General features: G+C 57.0%; 5 protein-coding genes. 2 read left to right on the forward strand and 3 right to left on the reverse strand.

Annotation, left to right across the window (positions count from 1 at the left end; all coding sequences use genetic code 11):
- Nucleotides 1-49: 49 nt before the first annotated feature.
- A complete protein-coding gene (locus E0L15_RS08240; RefSeq protein WP_168125216.1) occupies nucleotides 50-4,972 on the reverse strand; it encodes a discoidin domain-containing protein in 4,923 nt (1,640 codons plus the stop codon).
- A gap of 201 nt (nucleotides 4,973-5,173) precedes the next feature.
- Entirely contained in the window at nucleotides 5,174-10,084 is a 4,911-nt protein-coding gene (locus tag E0L15_RS08245; RefSeq protein WP_168125217.1) for a beta-N-acetylglucosaminidase domain-containing protein, read from the reverse strand.
- 472 nt (nucleotides 10,085-10,556) lie between these two features.
- On the opposite strand from E0L15_RS08245, the gene E0L15_RS08250 reads away from it, so the two are divergent.
- Nucleotides 10,557-11,435 carry a LysR family transcriptional regulator gene (locus E0L15_RS08250; protein WP_168125218.1) on the forward strand — a complete coding sequence of 293 codons (879 nt, stop codon included), beginning with the start codon at nucleotides 10,557-10,559 and terminating at the stop codon, nucleotides 11,433-11,435.
- Between the two features lie 73 nt (nucleotides 11,436-11,508).
- Here the strand turns inward: E0L15_RS08250 and E0L15_RS08255 are convergent, their stop codons facing one another.
- The gene (locus E0L15_RS08255; RefSeq protein ID WP_168125219.1) at nucleotides 11,509-15,384 is read right to left on the reverse strand and encodes a family 20 glycosylhydrolase; all 3,876 of its coding nucleotides are present in this window, start codon (nucleotides 15,382-15,384) and stop codon (nucleotides 11,509-11,511) included.
- 406 nt (nucleotides 15,385-15,790) lie between these two features.
- Here E0L15_RS08255 and E0L15_RS08260 point away from each other — a divergent pair, with 406 nt between their 5' ends.
- Complete coding sequence (locus E0L15_RS08260) at nucleotides 15,791-16,675, forward strand: LysR family transcriptional regulator (protein WP_087233380.1); 885 nt, start codon at nucleotides 15,791-15,793, stop codon at nucleotides 16,673-16,675.
- Nucleotides 16,676-16,805 lie beyond the last annotated feature (130 nt).

Genomic DNA, 16,805 nt, shown 5'->3' on the forward strand with positions numbered 1-16,805 from the left:
GCTGAACGGAGCCAGGGTTTCCCCTGGCTCCGTTTTTTTGCGGAGGGTGTTACTTCTCTTCCAACTTGTTCTTTCGATACACGAGACAAGCCATGCCCACCAGAGAAATGGCACCCGCCATGCTCCACAGCATCAGGGCGGCGTTGTCCCCGGTCTGAGGTACCTTATTCTCCGGTTTCTGAGTGGCCTCAGGCTTCTGAGAAGTCTCGGGCTTGTCCGTTGCCTCAGGCTTGTCGGTGCTCTCGGGAGCACCACCGGCGGTGAGGCCGTCCATGGCGGCGGTAAGCTGAGCCACTGCCTCGTCCACCACAGCCTGGTCGTCCTCGGAGAGGCTGTTGTCAGCCATCACAGCCTGGGCATTGGCCAGAGCGGTGCGGAAGGTGGCCACGGAAGCGGCAGTGTAGCCGGAGAGGTCCATGCCCTCGGCCTTGTTGATGAGGTCGTCCAGGATGGACTTATCCGCCTTGAAGCGCTGGGCCAGAATGGCGTTGAGCAGAGCCTCGGCAACAGGCTGGATGTCCTCTTCCATGGCGTCGCCGTCAGCCATCACGTCCTTGGCAGCAGCCAGGGCGTCCACCAGCTCCTGCCAGTGGTCGGGCATGTACTTGTCCTGGTCGGGAATCATACCATCGGCCTTGTTGATGAGCTGCTCCAGCATGGTCTTGTCGCCCTGAGTGAGGCCCAGACCCCAGATGCCCTCCAGCAGGTTGTTCCAAGCGGTATTCACCTCAGCCTGGGTGGCGTTGGCATCGGCCATGACAGCCTCGGCCTCGGCCAGAGCCTTCTCAAAGGCGGCCTTGGCAGAGTCGGTGACACCGGTGGTGTCCAGACCCTTGGCATAGGCAATGGTCTTCTCCAGCAGGGTCTTATTGGCAGTCTGGGCATCCGCCTGAGCCAGCAGGACGAAGGCGGAGTCGGCGCCGTTGGCGTGATCACTGGTCCAGCAGACCATGCCATCGTTCACGGTGAAGGTCACTTCCTCATAGGTGCCATTCTGATGGAACTCATACAGGGCCAGGGTATCCAGGTCCATCTCGCCCACGGGCATGGAGATCATGATCTCCCCGGAAGGAGTCACGGCCTCTTCCCCGCTGGTCAGGCTAACGGACTGAGCGTTGATGGAGCAGCCCTTGAGGATGGACTCCGCCATCTCCTGGAACTTCTCGTTGCTGGACTGGTCGGCCACCTGGAGCACGGTGTCAGAGGGCAGCACGCCCACATCGCCGTGGACACGCACACCGCTGTCCTCATCATACAGATCCACGGACAGATTGCCAACCTGGTCGGCGGTGGCGGCAAAGTCGTACAGTCTCAGGCTGTCGATCTGGCCCTGGAAAGCCTTGGTCTGGCTGCCGATGCGCATGAGCGGGGTAACCAGAGAGGCCCACTTGTTGCCGCCTTCCTCAGTGCGCTCCAGAGTCTGAATCTTCTCACCGTTGACATACAGGGTGGTCTTGGTGAACTCCATCACCATGGTGATGTGCACCCACTCGCCCTTGGGCAGAGCATAGTTGAAGGAGTAGTCTCTGGCCTCGCGGGAGAAGCCCAGGTTTCCGGTCTCCTTCTGCACGGCCTTGATCTGACCAATCTCAGACTCGAACAGGATCTGCTCGTCGTCGCCGCTGTTAGCGTCCCGCTTGACCCAGAAGTCCAGAGTGGTATTCAGGCCCTTATCCTCCAGAGGAGTCTCCACATAGCTGGAGCCGCCCTTCAGAGTCAGAGCAGTACCATCATGGCCCTCTTCATAGGCCACGTTCTCACCCTCGGACACCAGGTCGTAGTCGTTCATGGAGTTGTCCTGAGTCTTGGCGTCCTCATCAAAGTCGTAGGAGAGGACGGTGTCGTTCTTGGTCTCCACCTCATAGGTGGGGTTGGTGTTGGGGGCGTAGCCGGTCTCGTCCACAATGGCCTCCAGCTCGGACAGGGTGTTGTCCTTGCCGTCGCCCCAAGTCTTGGCCGCCACAACGGGCAGGGCGTCGAAGAGACGGTCCAGGGTCTCCATGTCGGAGGTACCGTTGTCGTTGCCGCCGGTGCAGTCGTTCCACAGAGCGTAGGAGCCGCCCAGAATCTGGGGATCGCCTGCGGGCACCTTGAAGGAACGGTAGATGTTGCTGGGATCGAAGTTGTTGTAGATATGACCCTTATTCAGATAGTCGTAGTAGTAGCCAGCGCCGGGCACGATGTAGGTGTCGCCGTCGTTGATGTTGATCATCTGGTAGCCCAGGTCATACATCTCCTTGGCATTGGCGTAACCGATGTACCACATGTACAGCTGCACGCCTTCCACCTGTACGGGGGTGGTACCGTGGTTCTCGGTCTGGGAGCCCCAGGCACGAGGTGTGTGGCCCTTCTCCAGGATGTACTTGAGCATGGTGTCCTGGTAGGCTCGGAAGGCTTCCTTCTCCTCCTGGCCACCGCCCTTGTACTCATCGGTACCGATGTTGATCACGGCGTCCTCCAGGAACACGGGGTCCTCACCGTCCAGATACTCGTCAAAGACGCTCTGAACGAAGGGAGCGGTCTCGGGGTTCTGCACGTCCAGATACTCCTTCTTGCCGGGGCGAGCCAGGTCGGGGCGGGCCTCGGTGAAGGGCAGAGAGTGTCCGGGAGTGTCGAACTCAGGCACAATCTTCACACCCTGTTCTTTGGCATCCAGCTGGAACTGACGGAACTCGTCCTTGGTGTAGTACATACCCTCGGGGTTGGTCAGGTTGGGCACATCAGACTCCAGGGGGAAGCCGCCAAAGGATAGGTCAAAGGTATTGTCGCTCATATGCGCATTGAAATCGTTCATCTTGTACCAGGACATCTGGGAAATCCAGTCCTCCAGGAAGTACAGAGGCACATAGCGGCGCGCAATGTCCATGCTCAGGCCACGGACTTTGTACTTGGGGTAGTCACGTACATCGCCCTGAGGGATGGTATCCCCGGTCTGCTTGAGGATCTGGAGGATGGACCGGGTAGACCAGTAGGCGCCGGTCTGGTGGCTGGCCTCGATGGTGATGTATTCCCCAATGTGCAGATCATAGGTCTCCTCATCGAAGGGGATATCGCTGGCCATAAAGTAGAAGTCACCAGCCGTGGGATTGTTGCCACGCTCCACGGCAATCGTCTTGCCCACGATGTCCTCATAGTCGTCGGCAAAGCGGTTGGCCATGGTGATGTACTCTTCACTCAGAGCGGGGTCCACCAGGATGCGGGCACCGTCCCGAATGGTAAAGTCACCGGTGGTACCGAACCACTGCTGCAGCTCGGGGATGACCTTGGGCTTCTCGTTCTGAGACTCCTCGGTGTCGTGCAGGCCAGGAACCTCCACACTCACCTCATAGAGCTGGTAGTTGTCGGGCTGGTTCTTGCTCTCCAGCCGGAAGCCCACCGCCACCGTGGTGTCCACAATGGGACGGATGATGTTGCGGTCGGCGTCAATGACCTGCTCGTAGTCAGTGCCCAGATAGGTCACAGCAATGGACTGGGGGAACTTCTCAGGCAGTGTCAGGCTGGTGTCATCCTCGTCGATGGTAATACCGTCCAGCAGCTGCTTGGCCTGGTCAAAGACGTTGACAAAGTCCAGATCCTGATGGAGGGAGAACTCCTTGACTGCGCCGTCCCCGTCCAGGGTTACCCGGACATAGCGCTGGTTGTAGGCCAGGTCCAGGGTCACTTCCGTAGCGGCCTCCGGGGCCTCGCTGGTGGTATACACACCTTCCCAGTTCTTTCCGTCGCTGGAGACCTCCACATGGTAGGCAGCTGCGGTGGCCCACTGGATCTGATAGCGGTTGTACTTCAGGGAGGCACCCAAGTCCACGGTGAAGGAGTCGCCGCTGGCGCCCTGCCACACCGTCTCCAGGTTGTCGTCGGTGACCACAGAGGCGTCTGTCCCGTTGGACACGCTGATGTCCTTATTGGTGGTCTTGTCAGTACCGCTCACGTCAGGGGTATAAATTTCCACCTCGTACAGGGACAAGCTGGGATAAGCCCCCTCCTTGAGCTTGTCAATGGCCACCTTCACATATCGGGCAGTCACAGGGGTGTCCAGAGTGACCCGATCGGACACCGGATACCCTTCCGTGTTCTTCTCTGCGGTGTAGACCGTGGTCCAGTCGGAACCGTTATCGGAAACCTCAATGTGGTAGTCCTCCACCACGGGCTGCTCCCACTCCAGATTGATGATCTGGAACTCCTGGGGCTGACGCAGGTCGATCTGCACCCAGCCGGGCGCGCCTGCCTCGCTGGACCATCTGGATTGGTCGCCCTTGGAAGCAGTACGGTTGATGACGCCGTCTGTCAGCTTGTCCGGACCCCAATAGGAGATGGGAGACGCGCAGGCACTGGCTGTCTTGCCCAGAGCCAGGTTAGCAGGGTCTTTGTTGAGCAGCTCCTGCACCACTTCGCCTTCCTCGCCAAATACACGGAACTCATAGACGCCAATGCAGGGATAGCCTCCGCCCTGCTTATTCGCCCACATACGGGCATAGCGCATACCCTCCAGGGGCTTGTCCAGGGTGTAGGTCAAGGTGTGGGGATCAAACCGCTGGCCACCGTTGACATCCTTGGTGTGCTCGGTATACTCGTCCACATTGACCCCGTCTTCATCGGAGTACGCATCCACCCAGTTGGTTCCGTCCGCACTGAACTGAATCTTGTACGGATTGGCGTGGGGCTCCACCCACACCACCTGGAAGCTGTGAATGGTGGCATAGTTCTCCAAATCCACCATCAGCCAAGTCTCGCCCGAGCTCATGGCGCTGGACCAACGGGAATTGGCGTTATCGCCGGTACAAGAGCCATCCACGGCATTGGAGGCCACCAGCCCATAGCCCTCGTCGTTCTTGGACGTAGCGGGCTTGCTCAGCGCCAGGTTGGGGTATTCCCCCTGGGCATGCGCCTGGGGTACAAGGCCCACATTTGCCACGCTGGAGACCATCATTGCGCCTGCCAACATCAGAGCAGGCCAACGACCATGTTTTTTCATGTTCTTACCTCCCAAGTCATACGAAATTGAAATGCTCTCTCCAAACCATTCGTTTCTCTATCACCTTCCATTCTTACGCTGCATCGGATCTCCGACCCAGGGCGGCACGCCCCACACACGAACCCTTGACCAATCCCTGTGGGGGCGTGTACCGCCCATGTTCAACTGCTTTTTACAGAAAGCGCCGTTCCAGCTGACGCATCACTGTCTTTTCTTTTTAAACAAAACGCTTACTGCTCCGCCCAGAGAAGCCAATCCTGCCGTCAGCCACAGCATCAAACCGCTGTTGTCCCCGGTCTGAGGCACATTGTTCTCCGGCTTCTGGGTGGTTTCAGGCTTCTGAGAGGTCTCAGGTTTGTCGGTGGCATCGGTAGCACCACCGGCGGTGAGACCGTCCATGGCACGGGAGAGTTTCTCCACAGCGGCATCCACAGTCTTCTGGTCATCCTCAGAGAGGCTATTGTCAGCCATGACGGCCTGAGCCTCGGCCAGAGCAGAGCGGAACACGGCCACGCTCTCAGCGGTATAACTGGAGAGATCCATGCCCTCGGCCTTGTTCACCAGGTCTTCCAGAATGGACTTGTCCGCCTTGAAGCGCTGGGCCAGAATGGCGTTGAGCAGAGCCTCGGCCACGGGCTGGATGTCCTCTTCCATGGCGTCGCCGTCCGCCATCACGTCCTTGGCAGCGGCCAGAGCGTCCACCAGCTCCTGCCAGTGGTCGGCCATGTACTTGTCCTCATTGGGAATCATACCTTCCGCCTTGTTGATGAGCTGTTCCAGCATGGTCTTGTCGCCTTGCACCAGGCCCAGACCCCAGATGCCCTCCAGCAGATTGTCCCAAGCGGCGTTCACCTCAGTCTGGGTGGCGTTGGCGTCGGCCATGACAGCCTCGGCCTCACGGAGCGCCTTCTCAAAGGCGGCCTTGGCAGAGTCGGTGACACCGGTGGTGTCCAGACCCTTGGCATAGGCGATGGTCTTCTCCAGCAGGGTCTTGTTCACCTGCTCCGGCGTCTGCTCTGCCTTGTAGGCCCCAATCTCATGGAGTGTCAGTCCGGAGTTCTCCTCCCAGGTGAACTTAAACGTGGAAGCACGGGCATCTTCGCCCAGATCAATATCCCCGTAGGCATCTGTGACGGTGGTCACTTCCTTCCAAGTGCCGTCCTCCTGCTCTGCCCACAGCGTGACAGCGGCACCGCTGTTTTTCACCACTACCAGATTGGTGATGTCCAGCCCGGCATTGTTCCAGATCACTTCGCCAGTCTCCTGGCCCGCAGATACCGAGGTAAACAGATTGCTGTCCACCAGCCGATCCACATCGCCGACGCTGCCGCTGACCCGCAGCACGTCCTCGGGCACGGTGGTGTTCACCTCGATCTCCCCTACCTGAATCCACTTAGAGGGGATGTTATCGGTGATTTCAATGTACCGGGCCTCCACTGCCCCGCACTCCACCAAGTTCTCCAGGCCTGCGCCAGAGAAGGAGATGGGCTCACTCCAGGTGGTGCCGTCGCTGCTCAGCCGAATCTGACCGTCGGACAGGGCGTCCTTCACACAGTGGATCTTCACATCATAAATGGGCACGGCCTTGCCCAAATCCAGGATAAAGGTGCGGTTCTCACTGGGCTTGAGCCACAAGGTGGTATCCCGATTGCCGTCCACCATGTTGGCGGCGGAACCGGACCAGGTGACGATGTTCTTGGCCTCTGCCGTCATCTCAGGATGGACGCCGCCCAAACGCACCTCCAGCTTCTCCAGGTCAAAGGTGCGAGCCTCATCACTGGTGTTGCACATACGGACATACAACGCGGTCATGCAGTCGGAAGAGGCCCAGTCCATGGGCTTCCACTCTTCTCCGTCCAGAGAATACTCTGCACTCAGGTCCCGCAGTTCCTCATCCACTGTCACAGAGTGGGCATTTTTCAGGGTGTTGAACCGGAAGCCCAGATAGTCACCGGGCTGAAGGGTCACGCCGGAGATATTCTCCAGGCTCACTCGGCCGCTCTCGTAATTCACCGCAGCGTCCAGACCCTCCACATTGGTGTACAGGGTGGCGCTGGTGGGTTCATTGACCACAAACTCCTGGATACCCAGCATGCCGTTGGGAGAGCCAGTGTTCTCATCCACAAATTCCTCGGTGGCCCGGTAGCGGATGAATTGTGCCTTGACATCCAGCCCCTCCAGATGGACGGTGCTGCCGTCAAAGGTGCCCAGCTCGGTCCAAGTCTTGTTGTCGGTGGAGACCTCCACCACACCCTTCTTGAAGTAGGCGTCCTCTGCCATATAGATGGTCAGGTTATCAAGGTCGGTGACGCGGCCCAGGTTCACCCCAAAGTAGGCTCCCACATTCACCGGGAAATAGCTTCCGGTGGCGGTAGAGGAAGCGCGGTCACCGTCTACAATCTTGGTGTAGTCCAGCATATCCATGGAGCCATAGCCCTGCGGGGCGGGGTCCAGGTGGATATTCGCCATCAGCCGAGCTTCCAGAGAGGCTAACAGGTTGTCCCCGAAGGGAATGAGTACCTGAGAGGCCACGGTGCCAGAGGCGTTCTTGGCCTGCTGGAAGGCGGTACGGTTGCGCTCAATGACCTCCATGGCCTTCTCCACCGAGGCGGGGTCATCGGGAGAGGCGGAATCACTGGTGGCTGCATCTATCACCATCTGCTTGAGGGCCACAGCTACCTTCTGGAGCTTGTCCGTCCAGCGGGAGATCTCGCCAGAGATGTTTCCGGTGCCCTTATAGGCCTTCAGGGTGTCCACGGCAGCGATGATCTCATCAAAATCCGCCTCCAGGTCTGCCGCGGCCTGGGTCAGGTCCTCGCCATTCATCATGGCATTCTGAAAGGCATCCAGATGCTCTCTCATGTACACGGACTCCTGCACCCCAAAGGGATTGTTGCCCGCAGAGGAGTGGGCGGAGAAGATTCTCAGGGCTTCCGCTGCCTCCGGGTCGTCCCGAATCACACGGGTAAAGGAGGCCTGCCAGCTCTCCTGGCTGTCATAGTCCTCGGTGTTCCAGGTGTAGTCGGCCACGCTGAACAGAGAGATCTTAGAGGCCTGGGCCTGATTCATGGGGTTGGAGGTAAAGCCGGAGATGTTGGTCACCCCGGGATACAGACCCTGAGAGGGACCCATATGGACGTAGCTGGCCCGGCCCAGGTCATTCACCGGGTAGTTCCACCAGATGTACACCGGGCGCTCAATGTACTGGGTGACCCAGTCCACCGTGCTCTGTTTGATGGCAGACACCACGTTGTCGCCAGTCCACATGATCTGGACGTCCTCGGGGAACTGACTGATCTGCTTTAAGTAGTTGATGGTGCTCTGACTGCCGCTGTCCTTGCGGTAATACTGAGGACAGAAGATGATGGGGGCCACGTCTCCCTTAGCCTTGATGTACTCCTTGTCCAGCCGGGTGACGAAGTTCACCAAGTCTGTGTTGTTGGTGGCGGAGTCATCAAAGAACAGAGCGAACTGCCGCACGCCAATGTCGTACATCTGGTCAAACTTGTCGCACAGGGCCTGGAAGTCCTCCTCGGAGGCCAGGTCGATCTTGCCGCCGATGTGGGCGGCCCACACGAATTGCACTTTGGTCTCATGGCCCTTTTCCACCAGCTCCTGCAGCTCGGCCAGCTTGTCCGCCGGATAGGGGTCCCGCCACTGTCCGGCGTGGTAGGGGTCATTTTTAGGTCCGTATAGGTAGGAGTTCATCTTGAAGTCCCCGCCGAACTCCATGAGACTCATGCGGTTTTCATGGGACCAGGGAGTGCCATAGAAGCCCTCGATAAACCCACGGAACTGGACTTCGGCATAGTCCTCAATGAGGACGTCTCGAATGCTGTCCGCCTGAGTCTGCTCCAAAATCTGGTCCAGGGTGGTCACGCCGTAGAACGCGGCGTTGCTGTCCCGGCCCATAATGGCGATGGTGTCTGTAGCGTCATCTACGGCCAGGGCATATCCATCGTTATTGTCCGTAGACAAGGTGGGGTCATACTTTCCTTCAAACCACTGGTTGTCTACGCCAGCATCGTTATCAATGCCCACCAGAACATTGGTCTTCCCTTCCACCACGTCCTGGGAGACGGACACCTGAATGCCGTCCTCCTCCAGCACCTTCTGGGCCTTGGTCCGGGTGGCCTCGTCCAGGCCCTCCTCCAGCACCAGATTCACCTCATCGGTCATAGAAAGGGCGGTGTCTTGATAGGTGGCCCGGTGCACGATGGGATAGATGTCATACGCCCCTTCCACCTGCTGGTCGGCAGGCACCACCACGGTGTAGTCCCGGGTGTCGGTGACGTCGCCCTTGGTGAAGGTGGCGGTGAGGGTTACGCTCTGGTCCACGGTGTCCCGCTTCACCACAGCTGTGCCGCCCTTTACCGTAATCCACTCACTATTGGATGCCCAGGTGATGAAGGTGCCGTTGTCGTGGGTCAGCGGCAGCGTAAAGTCCCGCTTGGCCCGCTGGGGCAAGGTGGTCTCCTCCTTGGCCTGAGCCACACACTCGTCGTCCGGGGCGGGGGCCTGAAACACCCGGAACTCATAGAGGGAATACCCCCACACATTGATGGAGCCGTCTGCATTGTGGCGGGGCTCCACGCCTTGGAACTTCACATACCGGGCAGTCAGGACTTGATCAAACACCAAGGTATCCGGCTGGCCCTTGGGCAAGGTAGCGCTGTCCTCGTGGACGACTTCCTCCACCACCTGCCAGTCCTGGCCGTTGTCTGACACCTCCACACGGTACTTCTGTGGGGTATTCTCGAAGGCCAGCTCAATTTTATTGTATCGGACCGGCTCCTCTCCCAGGTCAACATAAAACCAACTGTTATATACATCCTCATTATTACCCGAAGGAGAGGCCCACCGGGTACCGGTGCTGCCGTCTGTCAGGTTGGATGCGGGCATTCCGCTGTATGCGCCACTGGCGGTGACAGGTCGTCCTTCCGCCAGGTTGATATTGGTGGTCTCCACCCCACTGCGGTCCTCTCCAGACATCACCAGGGTCTGTCCTACGCCCTCTGACGATAATGCAACTGCCCTGAGAGACATGGGCGCGAAGCTCAACAGCATAGCTCCGGTCAGCAGCAGGGATGCAAATTGCTTACCCTTTTTCACCGTTTACTCCTCCTGTTCTGTGTGTCAGCGTACTGGCAAAAAAGGCAACAACATTCCCGGGACACATGCTTCCCGAAAAAGCCATTGCCTGTTTGTATCATTGTGCATCGTTCCTGTTGCCAGCCGTACCAACGTATTTCTTATTTAGTATGTCACGATTACTTTACATTGTAAAACAGAGTTTTCTTGGGTTTGGACAATATTTTTTTGTGATATAGAATTATGCCCTGTCCCTTTGGTGAAAACAGCTGAATTTGTCCCTCTTCCCTGCAGTATTCACCGAGATTTTCAGCACAATATACAGAATTCTCCATATTTTTTCGTCATCCATACCACGCTTCTCCCAAAGCAAATTTGACGGTCTATCTAGCTCCAGTCTCAGCTACAAAAAATTTTTCAAAAGATATCAACTTTTCCTTGCCCCCACTCGTCTAACATATATACCATTCAGATAGAGCGAGAGGTGACAGCTATGACCATTAAGAAAATTTATTATTTTTGCGAAATATGTAAGGATCTTAATTTGTCTCACACAGCCAAACGGCTCTACGTAACCCAGCAGAGTCTGAGCTATGTCATTCGCACGTTGGAACAGGATCTGAAATGCACCCTCTTTCTCCGCACGGCCAACGGTCTGCGGCTCACCGAACAGGGCAACTACTTTTACGCTCGTTGTACCCACATTCTGGAGGAGTTGGACGAGACTTGCTCCGCCCTTCGCCACGTCTCCCAGTCCTCCCAGAGCAATCTCCGCATCTCCATGGATGCCTGTGTCTACAGCATGATGATGCACATGCTCCCCAACCGATGCAACGATTGTGACGTGGAATACAGCTATTACGGGGTGGAGGCCTGCTTGGACCACGTCCAAACTGGGACGTTTGATGGGGCCATACTCCCCCAGAAATTCAATGCCCCAGAACTGCAATTTACACTGCTGTGGCGAGACCCCGCCTGTGTCGTCTTACCCAAACACCACCCGTTGGCTCAGAACGCCGCCGTTTCCGTCTTCCAAATTGCCAACGAGCAGCTGCTGGTACCACAAATCTACCAGGCCATCTACCCGCCTCTGTTTCAGTCCTGTGCTGAGCTGGGGATCACCTTCCAGAACATTGTCTCCACCCCCTCCCCTCTGGTGGCCATACACCGATGTGCCCAAGGGCAGGGCGTGTTACTGCTGGACCAACAATCCCTGAAAAATTGTATCATCACCTCCTCCGACATTCGCATTCTCCCGGTGGTGGAACCCCTTTTCATTGACCTATACTGCGCTTATCCCCGCAAGCACAGCTCTCCCGCCATCAGCACCTTTATCCAGAACATACAGACTTCCGCTCAAAGTCAAGTTTGACAATCATCCAGGTATAAAAGAGGAGGCCCGGCTTACGCCGGGCCTCCAACTTTTCATTCAGAAGGGTTCCTTCTTACTTGCTCCACTTTTTCTTGGTGCTTACCACACAGCCAGCGCCAGCCAGAGAAGCCAGGCAAACCAGGCTCCACAGCATCAGGCCGCTGTTGTCCCCAGTCTGAGGCACCTTATTCTCAGGCTTCTGGGTCGCCTCGGGCTTCTGAGAAGTCTGGGGCTTATCGGTAGCTTCCGGCTTGTCGGTGGTCTCGGGAGCACCACCGGCGGTGAGGCCGTCCATGGCGGCGGTGAGGGCAGCCACGGCGTCGTCCACAGTCTTCTGATCGTCCACGGACAGGCTGTTGTCCGCCATTACAGCCTGGGCATTGGCCAGAGCGGTGCGGAAGGTGGCCACAGCCTCAGCGGGATAGCCGGCCAGGTTCATGTTCTCGGCCTGGCTGATGAGGTCATCCAGGATGGACTTGTCGGCCTTGAAGCGCTGGGCCATGATGGCCTCCAGCAGCTCATCACAGGCGGTCTCTACCTCAGCCTGGGTGGCGTTGGGATCGTCATAGACGGTCTGGGCCTTCTCCAGAGCATCCAGCAGCATCTGCCAGTTGGTCTCCACATACTTGTCGGCATTCTCCACCATGCCGTTGGCACGGTCGATGAGCAGCTCCAGCATGGACTTGTCGGTGCGCAGTTGCTGAGCCTCAATGGCCTCCAGCAGGGCGGCATAAGCGGCGTCTACCTCATACTGCAGAGCGTCGGGGTCAGCGGACACGGCTTCGGCCTTGTCCAGGGCGTCCAGCAGCATCTGCCAGTTGGTGTCCATGTACTGGTCCTCGTTGGCCACCATTTCCTTGGCCCGCTCAATGAGCAGGTTCAGAGCTTCCTTGTCACCCTGGGTGAAGTCCAGCAGGTGCACAGCCTCGAACAGGTCCTCAGTGGCCTTGTCCACCTCGGGCTGAGTGGCGTTGGGGTCAGCCAGAACGGCTTCGGCCTGGTCCAGAGCGGCCTGGTACTTGGCGGCCACAGTGGGGATGAGGTTGCTGATATCCTGAGCTGCGGCGTAGTCATACACCTTTTGCAGCAGGGCCTTGCTGGCATCGGTGGCGGGCTCAGAGTCATCCTTCACTAGGTCCTTTACCTCGTCGGCAGTCAAACTGCGGTCGAAGACGCTCAGCTGGTCGATGGTAGCATTCAAGAAGCCACCGCCAGCCAGATTGACAGAATTGTTGCCGCCGATACGGTTCATAGGCCCGTTGATGGCCAAATCGATGTGATCCTGCTCCACACCATTGACGTACAGGGTGGTACCCTGATCGTTGCTGACAAAGGTCAGATGCACCCACTCACCCATGGGAGCGGAGTAGTCAAAGGTGGCATCCTCCACACCGTAGGCAGTAACACCTACCTTACCGGTGTTCTGGTACTGGTCCAGCTTGATCTCGCCGGTTGCGCCGGACATCAGCACGGCATTGTGCTCCACGCTCTCTCTGCGGTTGACCCACAGACCCACAGTCCAGTTCTTGTCCAGATCCCGGTAGCCCAATTCAATGCGGCCAGCGCCGCTAAAGTCCAGGCCACTGCCCATCTTACCATCGGTCCAGGTGATGCCGTCACCCAGGGTGAAGGAGTGAGCACCGCTGGTGTCGGTGATCTGAGTGCCCTCGCCCTCGTCAAAGTTGAAGATCATCTCATTCTCGAAGCCGAACGCGTCTTCCTTCATGTCCATGATCTCCTCTGCACTCAGAGCACGATCATAGATCTGGACATCGTCCACAGCACCCTTCATGTAGCCACGGTCGGACAGGCCATCCTTGTAGTTGGCACCGATACGGCTGACAGGGCCGTTGATGGTGGCATCAATGTGGTCGGTCTCCACACCGTTGACGTACAGCGTGGTGCCCTGATCGTTGGAAACAAAGGCCAGGTGGACCCACTCGCCGATGGGAGCGGTGTAATCGAAGGTGTAGTCGTCCACGCCGTAGGCGGTAAGGCCAACCTTACCGGTATTCTTCCACTGCTCCAGTTTGATCTCGCCTTCGGTGCCTGCCAACAGCGCTGCGTTAGCGGCTCCGGAGTCCTCACGTTTGACCCACATACCGGCAGTCCAGTCGCCGCCGATGTCATCGTACTTCAGGTCCACATAGCCAGAGCCGTCAAAGACCAGGCCGGAGCCGTAGCGGCCCTCGCCCCAGGTCACGCCACCTACCATGGTACCCTTGAAGTCGCCAGTGGTGTCCTTCACGGTGGTGCCGGTGCCCTCATCCAGAGGCATACGGAAGTTCATGGGCTTCTCCCAGATCAGGGTGTCTTCCTTGTAGCCAATTTCCAGGCTGTCCAGACGATCCTTGTGCTGAGCGATGCGCTCTTTGTACTCGTCCCAGCTGCGGTTTTCCTTGGGAGTCCAGGCAACCTCAGCGATACCAGGCAGTCTGGGGTAGTACATGTAGTCAATATGTTCTGGATCGGCAAGGGTCTCAGCCCACAGGGCACCTTCGACGCCGATAAATTGATCTGCACTGCCGAAGTCGGTGGGATCCCAGTTATAGGTATCGTCCACAGGGGCATAACCAGCCCACTGTAGGCCCAGAGGACAGCTGGCATCGTACTTCATATCCAAATAGGCGTGGTCAGCCGGAGAGGCAATGTACGTCACGCCGTCCAGGGCTCTCTGATCTCCAGTGTTCCAGTACTGGGTGATGGTGTTCTCCTTATCCTCCACAGCAGCGTCATAATTCTGCCAGCCGATAGGGGTCTTGCCGTACTTCTGAGCGATCTCCGTGACTCGATTGACAAAGTACACGTAGTCGTCATGAGCCGTCACGTGGGCCTCATCGCCGCCCACATGGATATACATGGAGGGAGAGATCTCGGAAATCTGACGGAACACCTCGTCAATGAAGATATAGGTATTCTCGTTGCGGCACTCCAGAGAGGCCCAGCCCACATCCCAGCCCTGATAGGGCTTGGTGTTGTCATAGCCGTTGGCATGGGGCTTGCCGTCCTCGGTGGAGTTCAGCATGGGCATGGAAACCAGAGCCGCCCAGGCGTGGGCAGGCATATCAAACTCGGGAATGATCTCCATGTTCCGCTCTGCGGCGTAGGCCACGATGTCCTTGAACTCCTCCTGGGTATAGTATCCGGCTCTCACGCCATTGTGGTCACAGGAGGTGGAAGCACCCAGCTCCGTCAGGTTGCTGAAGTCCACGGGATTGCCGTCCTTGTCCACCACATCGGGGTTATTCTTGATCTCCAAGCGCCAGCCCTGGTCATCACTCAGGTGCATGTGCAGCTTGTTGATCTTATACTGGGACATGTGGTCGATCTGTCGCTTTACCTCTTCTACCGGGAAAAAATGGCGGGACACATCCAAGTGCATACCACGATACCCATAAGTGGGCTCGTCAGAAATGTCCGCACAGGGAGCGGTCCAGGCCACGTCACTGACCAGCGTGTCGCTCTCGATTTGGCCGGGGAACATCTGGCGCAGAGACTGCAGGCCGTAATACACGCCGCCTGCGCTCTTGGCGGTGATGGTCACACCGTCTGCGGTGACGGACAGCTGATAGCCTTCCTCCTCTGTCACAGCCTCACCATCCAGGCGGATGATGATATCTCCGCTCTTGCCTTCCTCACCCTGGACCACAGGCAGGTCATAGCCGGTGGACTTGCGGAATTCCGAGGCCACCACTTCGGTGGAGTCTGCCGCCTTCTCATCGGCCTGGGCCAGGACAAAGCGGGTCTCCGGCTTCAGGGTAAAGTTTCCCTGGGTCTCCTCATACTGCTGGGGCAAAGGAATGATGGTACATCCACCATTCTCCTCCCCTGCTGCTAGGGTCTGTGTACCCTGGGCAGACAGAGCGGTCGCCCGCAGAGACATGGGTGCCAAGCTCAGCAGCATCGCTCCTGACAACAGCAGAGCTGCCCACCGTTTTTTGTTTCTCACGTTGCTCTCCTCCTTTGACTTCTTTTGAGTTTACGATGGCAATGCCGGCTTTTATTTAGGAAAACATCACGTCTTCCTCCACCGGCCACCCCATCGTTTTTCAGTCTAAGTATCTCATGTTCCCCAAAGACTGTAAAACAAAAGTTTTTTGTGCATGAACAACGCCTATTTGTATGGCAAGATTTCTTTGGGTAATTTGGCTGGTTTTCCCGGTCCGCTTTGTACAAACCTACATTTTTGTCGTATTTATCCTCCATTTCCACGAATTGTTTTTCATCATGTTGCATAGACACTCTTTTTTTCTTGTCAATTTTTGTGAATATGTTATAATACAAATGGTATTTCCAGATATTTGATAGTAAAATCCACCACACATTACTCCCTGTCATATGGAAGGTGACACTCTGTGAATGTAAAAAAACTCTATTATTTTTGTGAAATTTGCAAAGATATGAATCTGACTTATACAGCTAAACGGCTCTACGTCACGCAGCAAAGCCTGAGCTACGTCATCCGCACGCTGGAACAAGAGCTCAAGTGCACCCTGTTTATTCGCACTGCTTCGGGCGTAGATTTGACCGAGGAAGGTAAATATTTTTACCGCCGGTGCTCTCACATCCTCCAGGAGTTGGATGACACCTGTCAGGTGCTCCGCCAGGCATCATCGGAGTTTGCCGGAAATCTGCGCATCTCCTTAGCTCCCTGTTTCTATAACATGCTGCTTCATGCGCTCCCAGATTCCTGCGGGTCCTCTCCCGTGGTCTACACCTATTGCAGCGACTACTTCTGTCTGGAGCACCTGCAAAACCACCAGGCCGATGCCACCCTTCTCCCCTATCTTCCCTCTGAGCCTGGCCTATCCTCCACCCTTCTGGGCTATATCCCCATCTCTGTGATTCTCTCTCTGAATCATCCGTTGGTGCGGCGCACATCGGTACCAACCTCTGATCTATCTCAAGAGCCGCTGTTTCTCCCCGAGCAGTATCAGCCCATCTATGAGGCTCTGTTTGCCCGGTACCCCACCCTTCCCACCGCCTTCAGCCGCACCCTCTCTCTGCCCTCCCCCCTTGCCGCCATTCACAAGTGCGCCCAGGGAGACGGTGTGGTGCTCATGGATGAGCAAGCCCTGTCCAATTGTACCGTTCCCCTCCCGGCCGTCCGTGCCCTTCCTATGTCTGACCCGCTGTTTGTGCCCCTCTACTGTGTCTCTGCGCAAAAACAACATTCTCCACCCCTCCAGTCCTTCATTGACCGCATTCAGCTGGCGCTGAAGGCGTCTCAGTCCGTATAACTCGGGATATCTTAATAAGCCCAGACAACCGCTGTTTGCATGGAAGAATGCAGACAGCGGTTTTTCCATAACACACACTGTTTTATCATCTTGCCTTTTTCCAACATTTTGGTATAATGTGCAGTATATA

The sequence above is a fragment of the Pseudoflavonifractor sp. SW1122 genome (assembly GCF_012027765.1).
In the GTDB taxonomy this organism is placed as follows: Bacteria; Bacillota; Clostridia; order Oscillospirales; family Oscillospiraceae; genus Enterenecus; species Enterenecus faecium.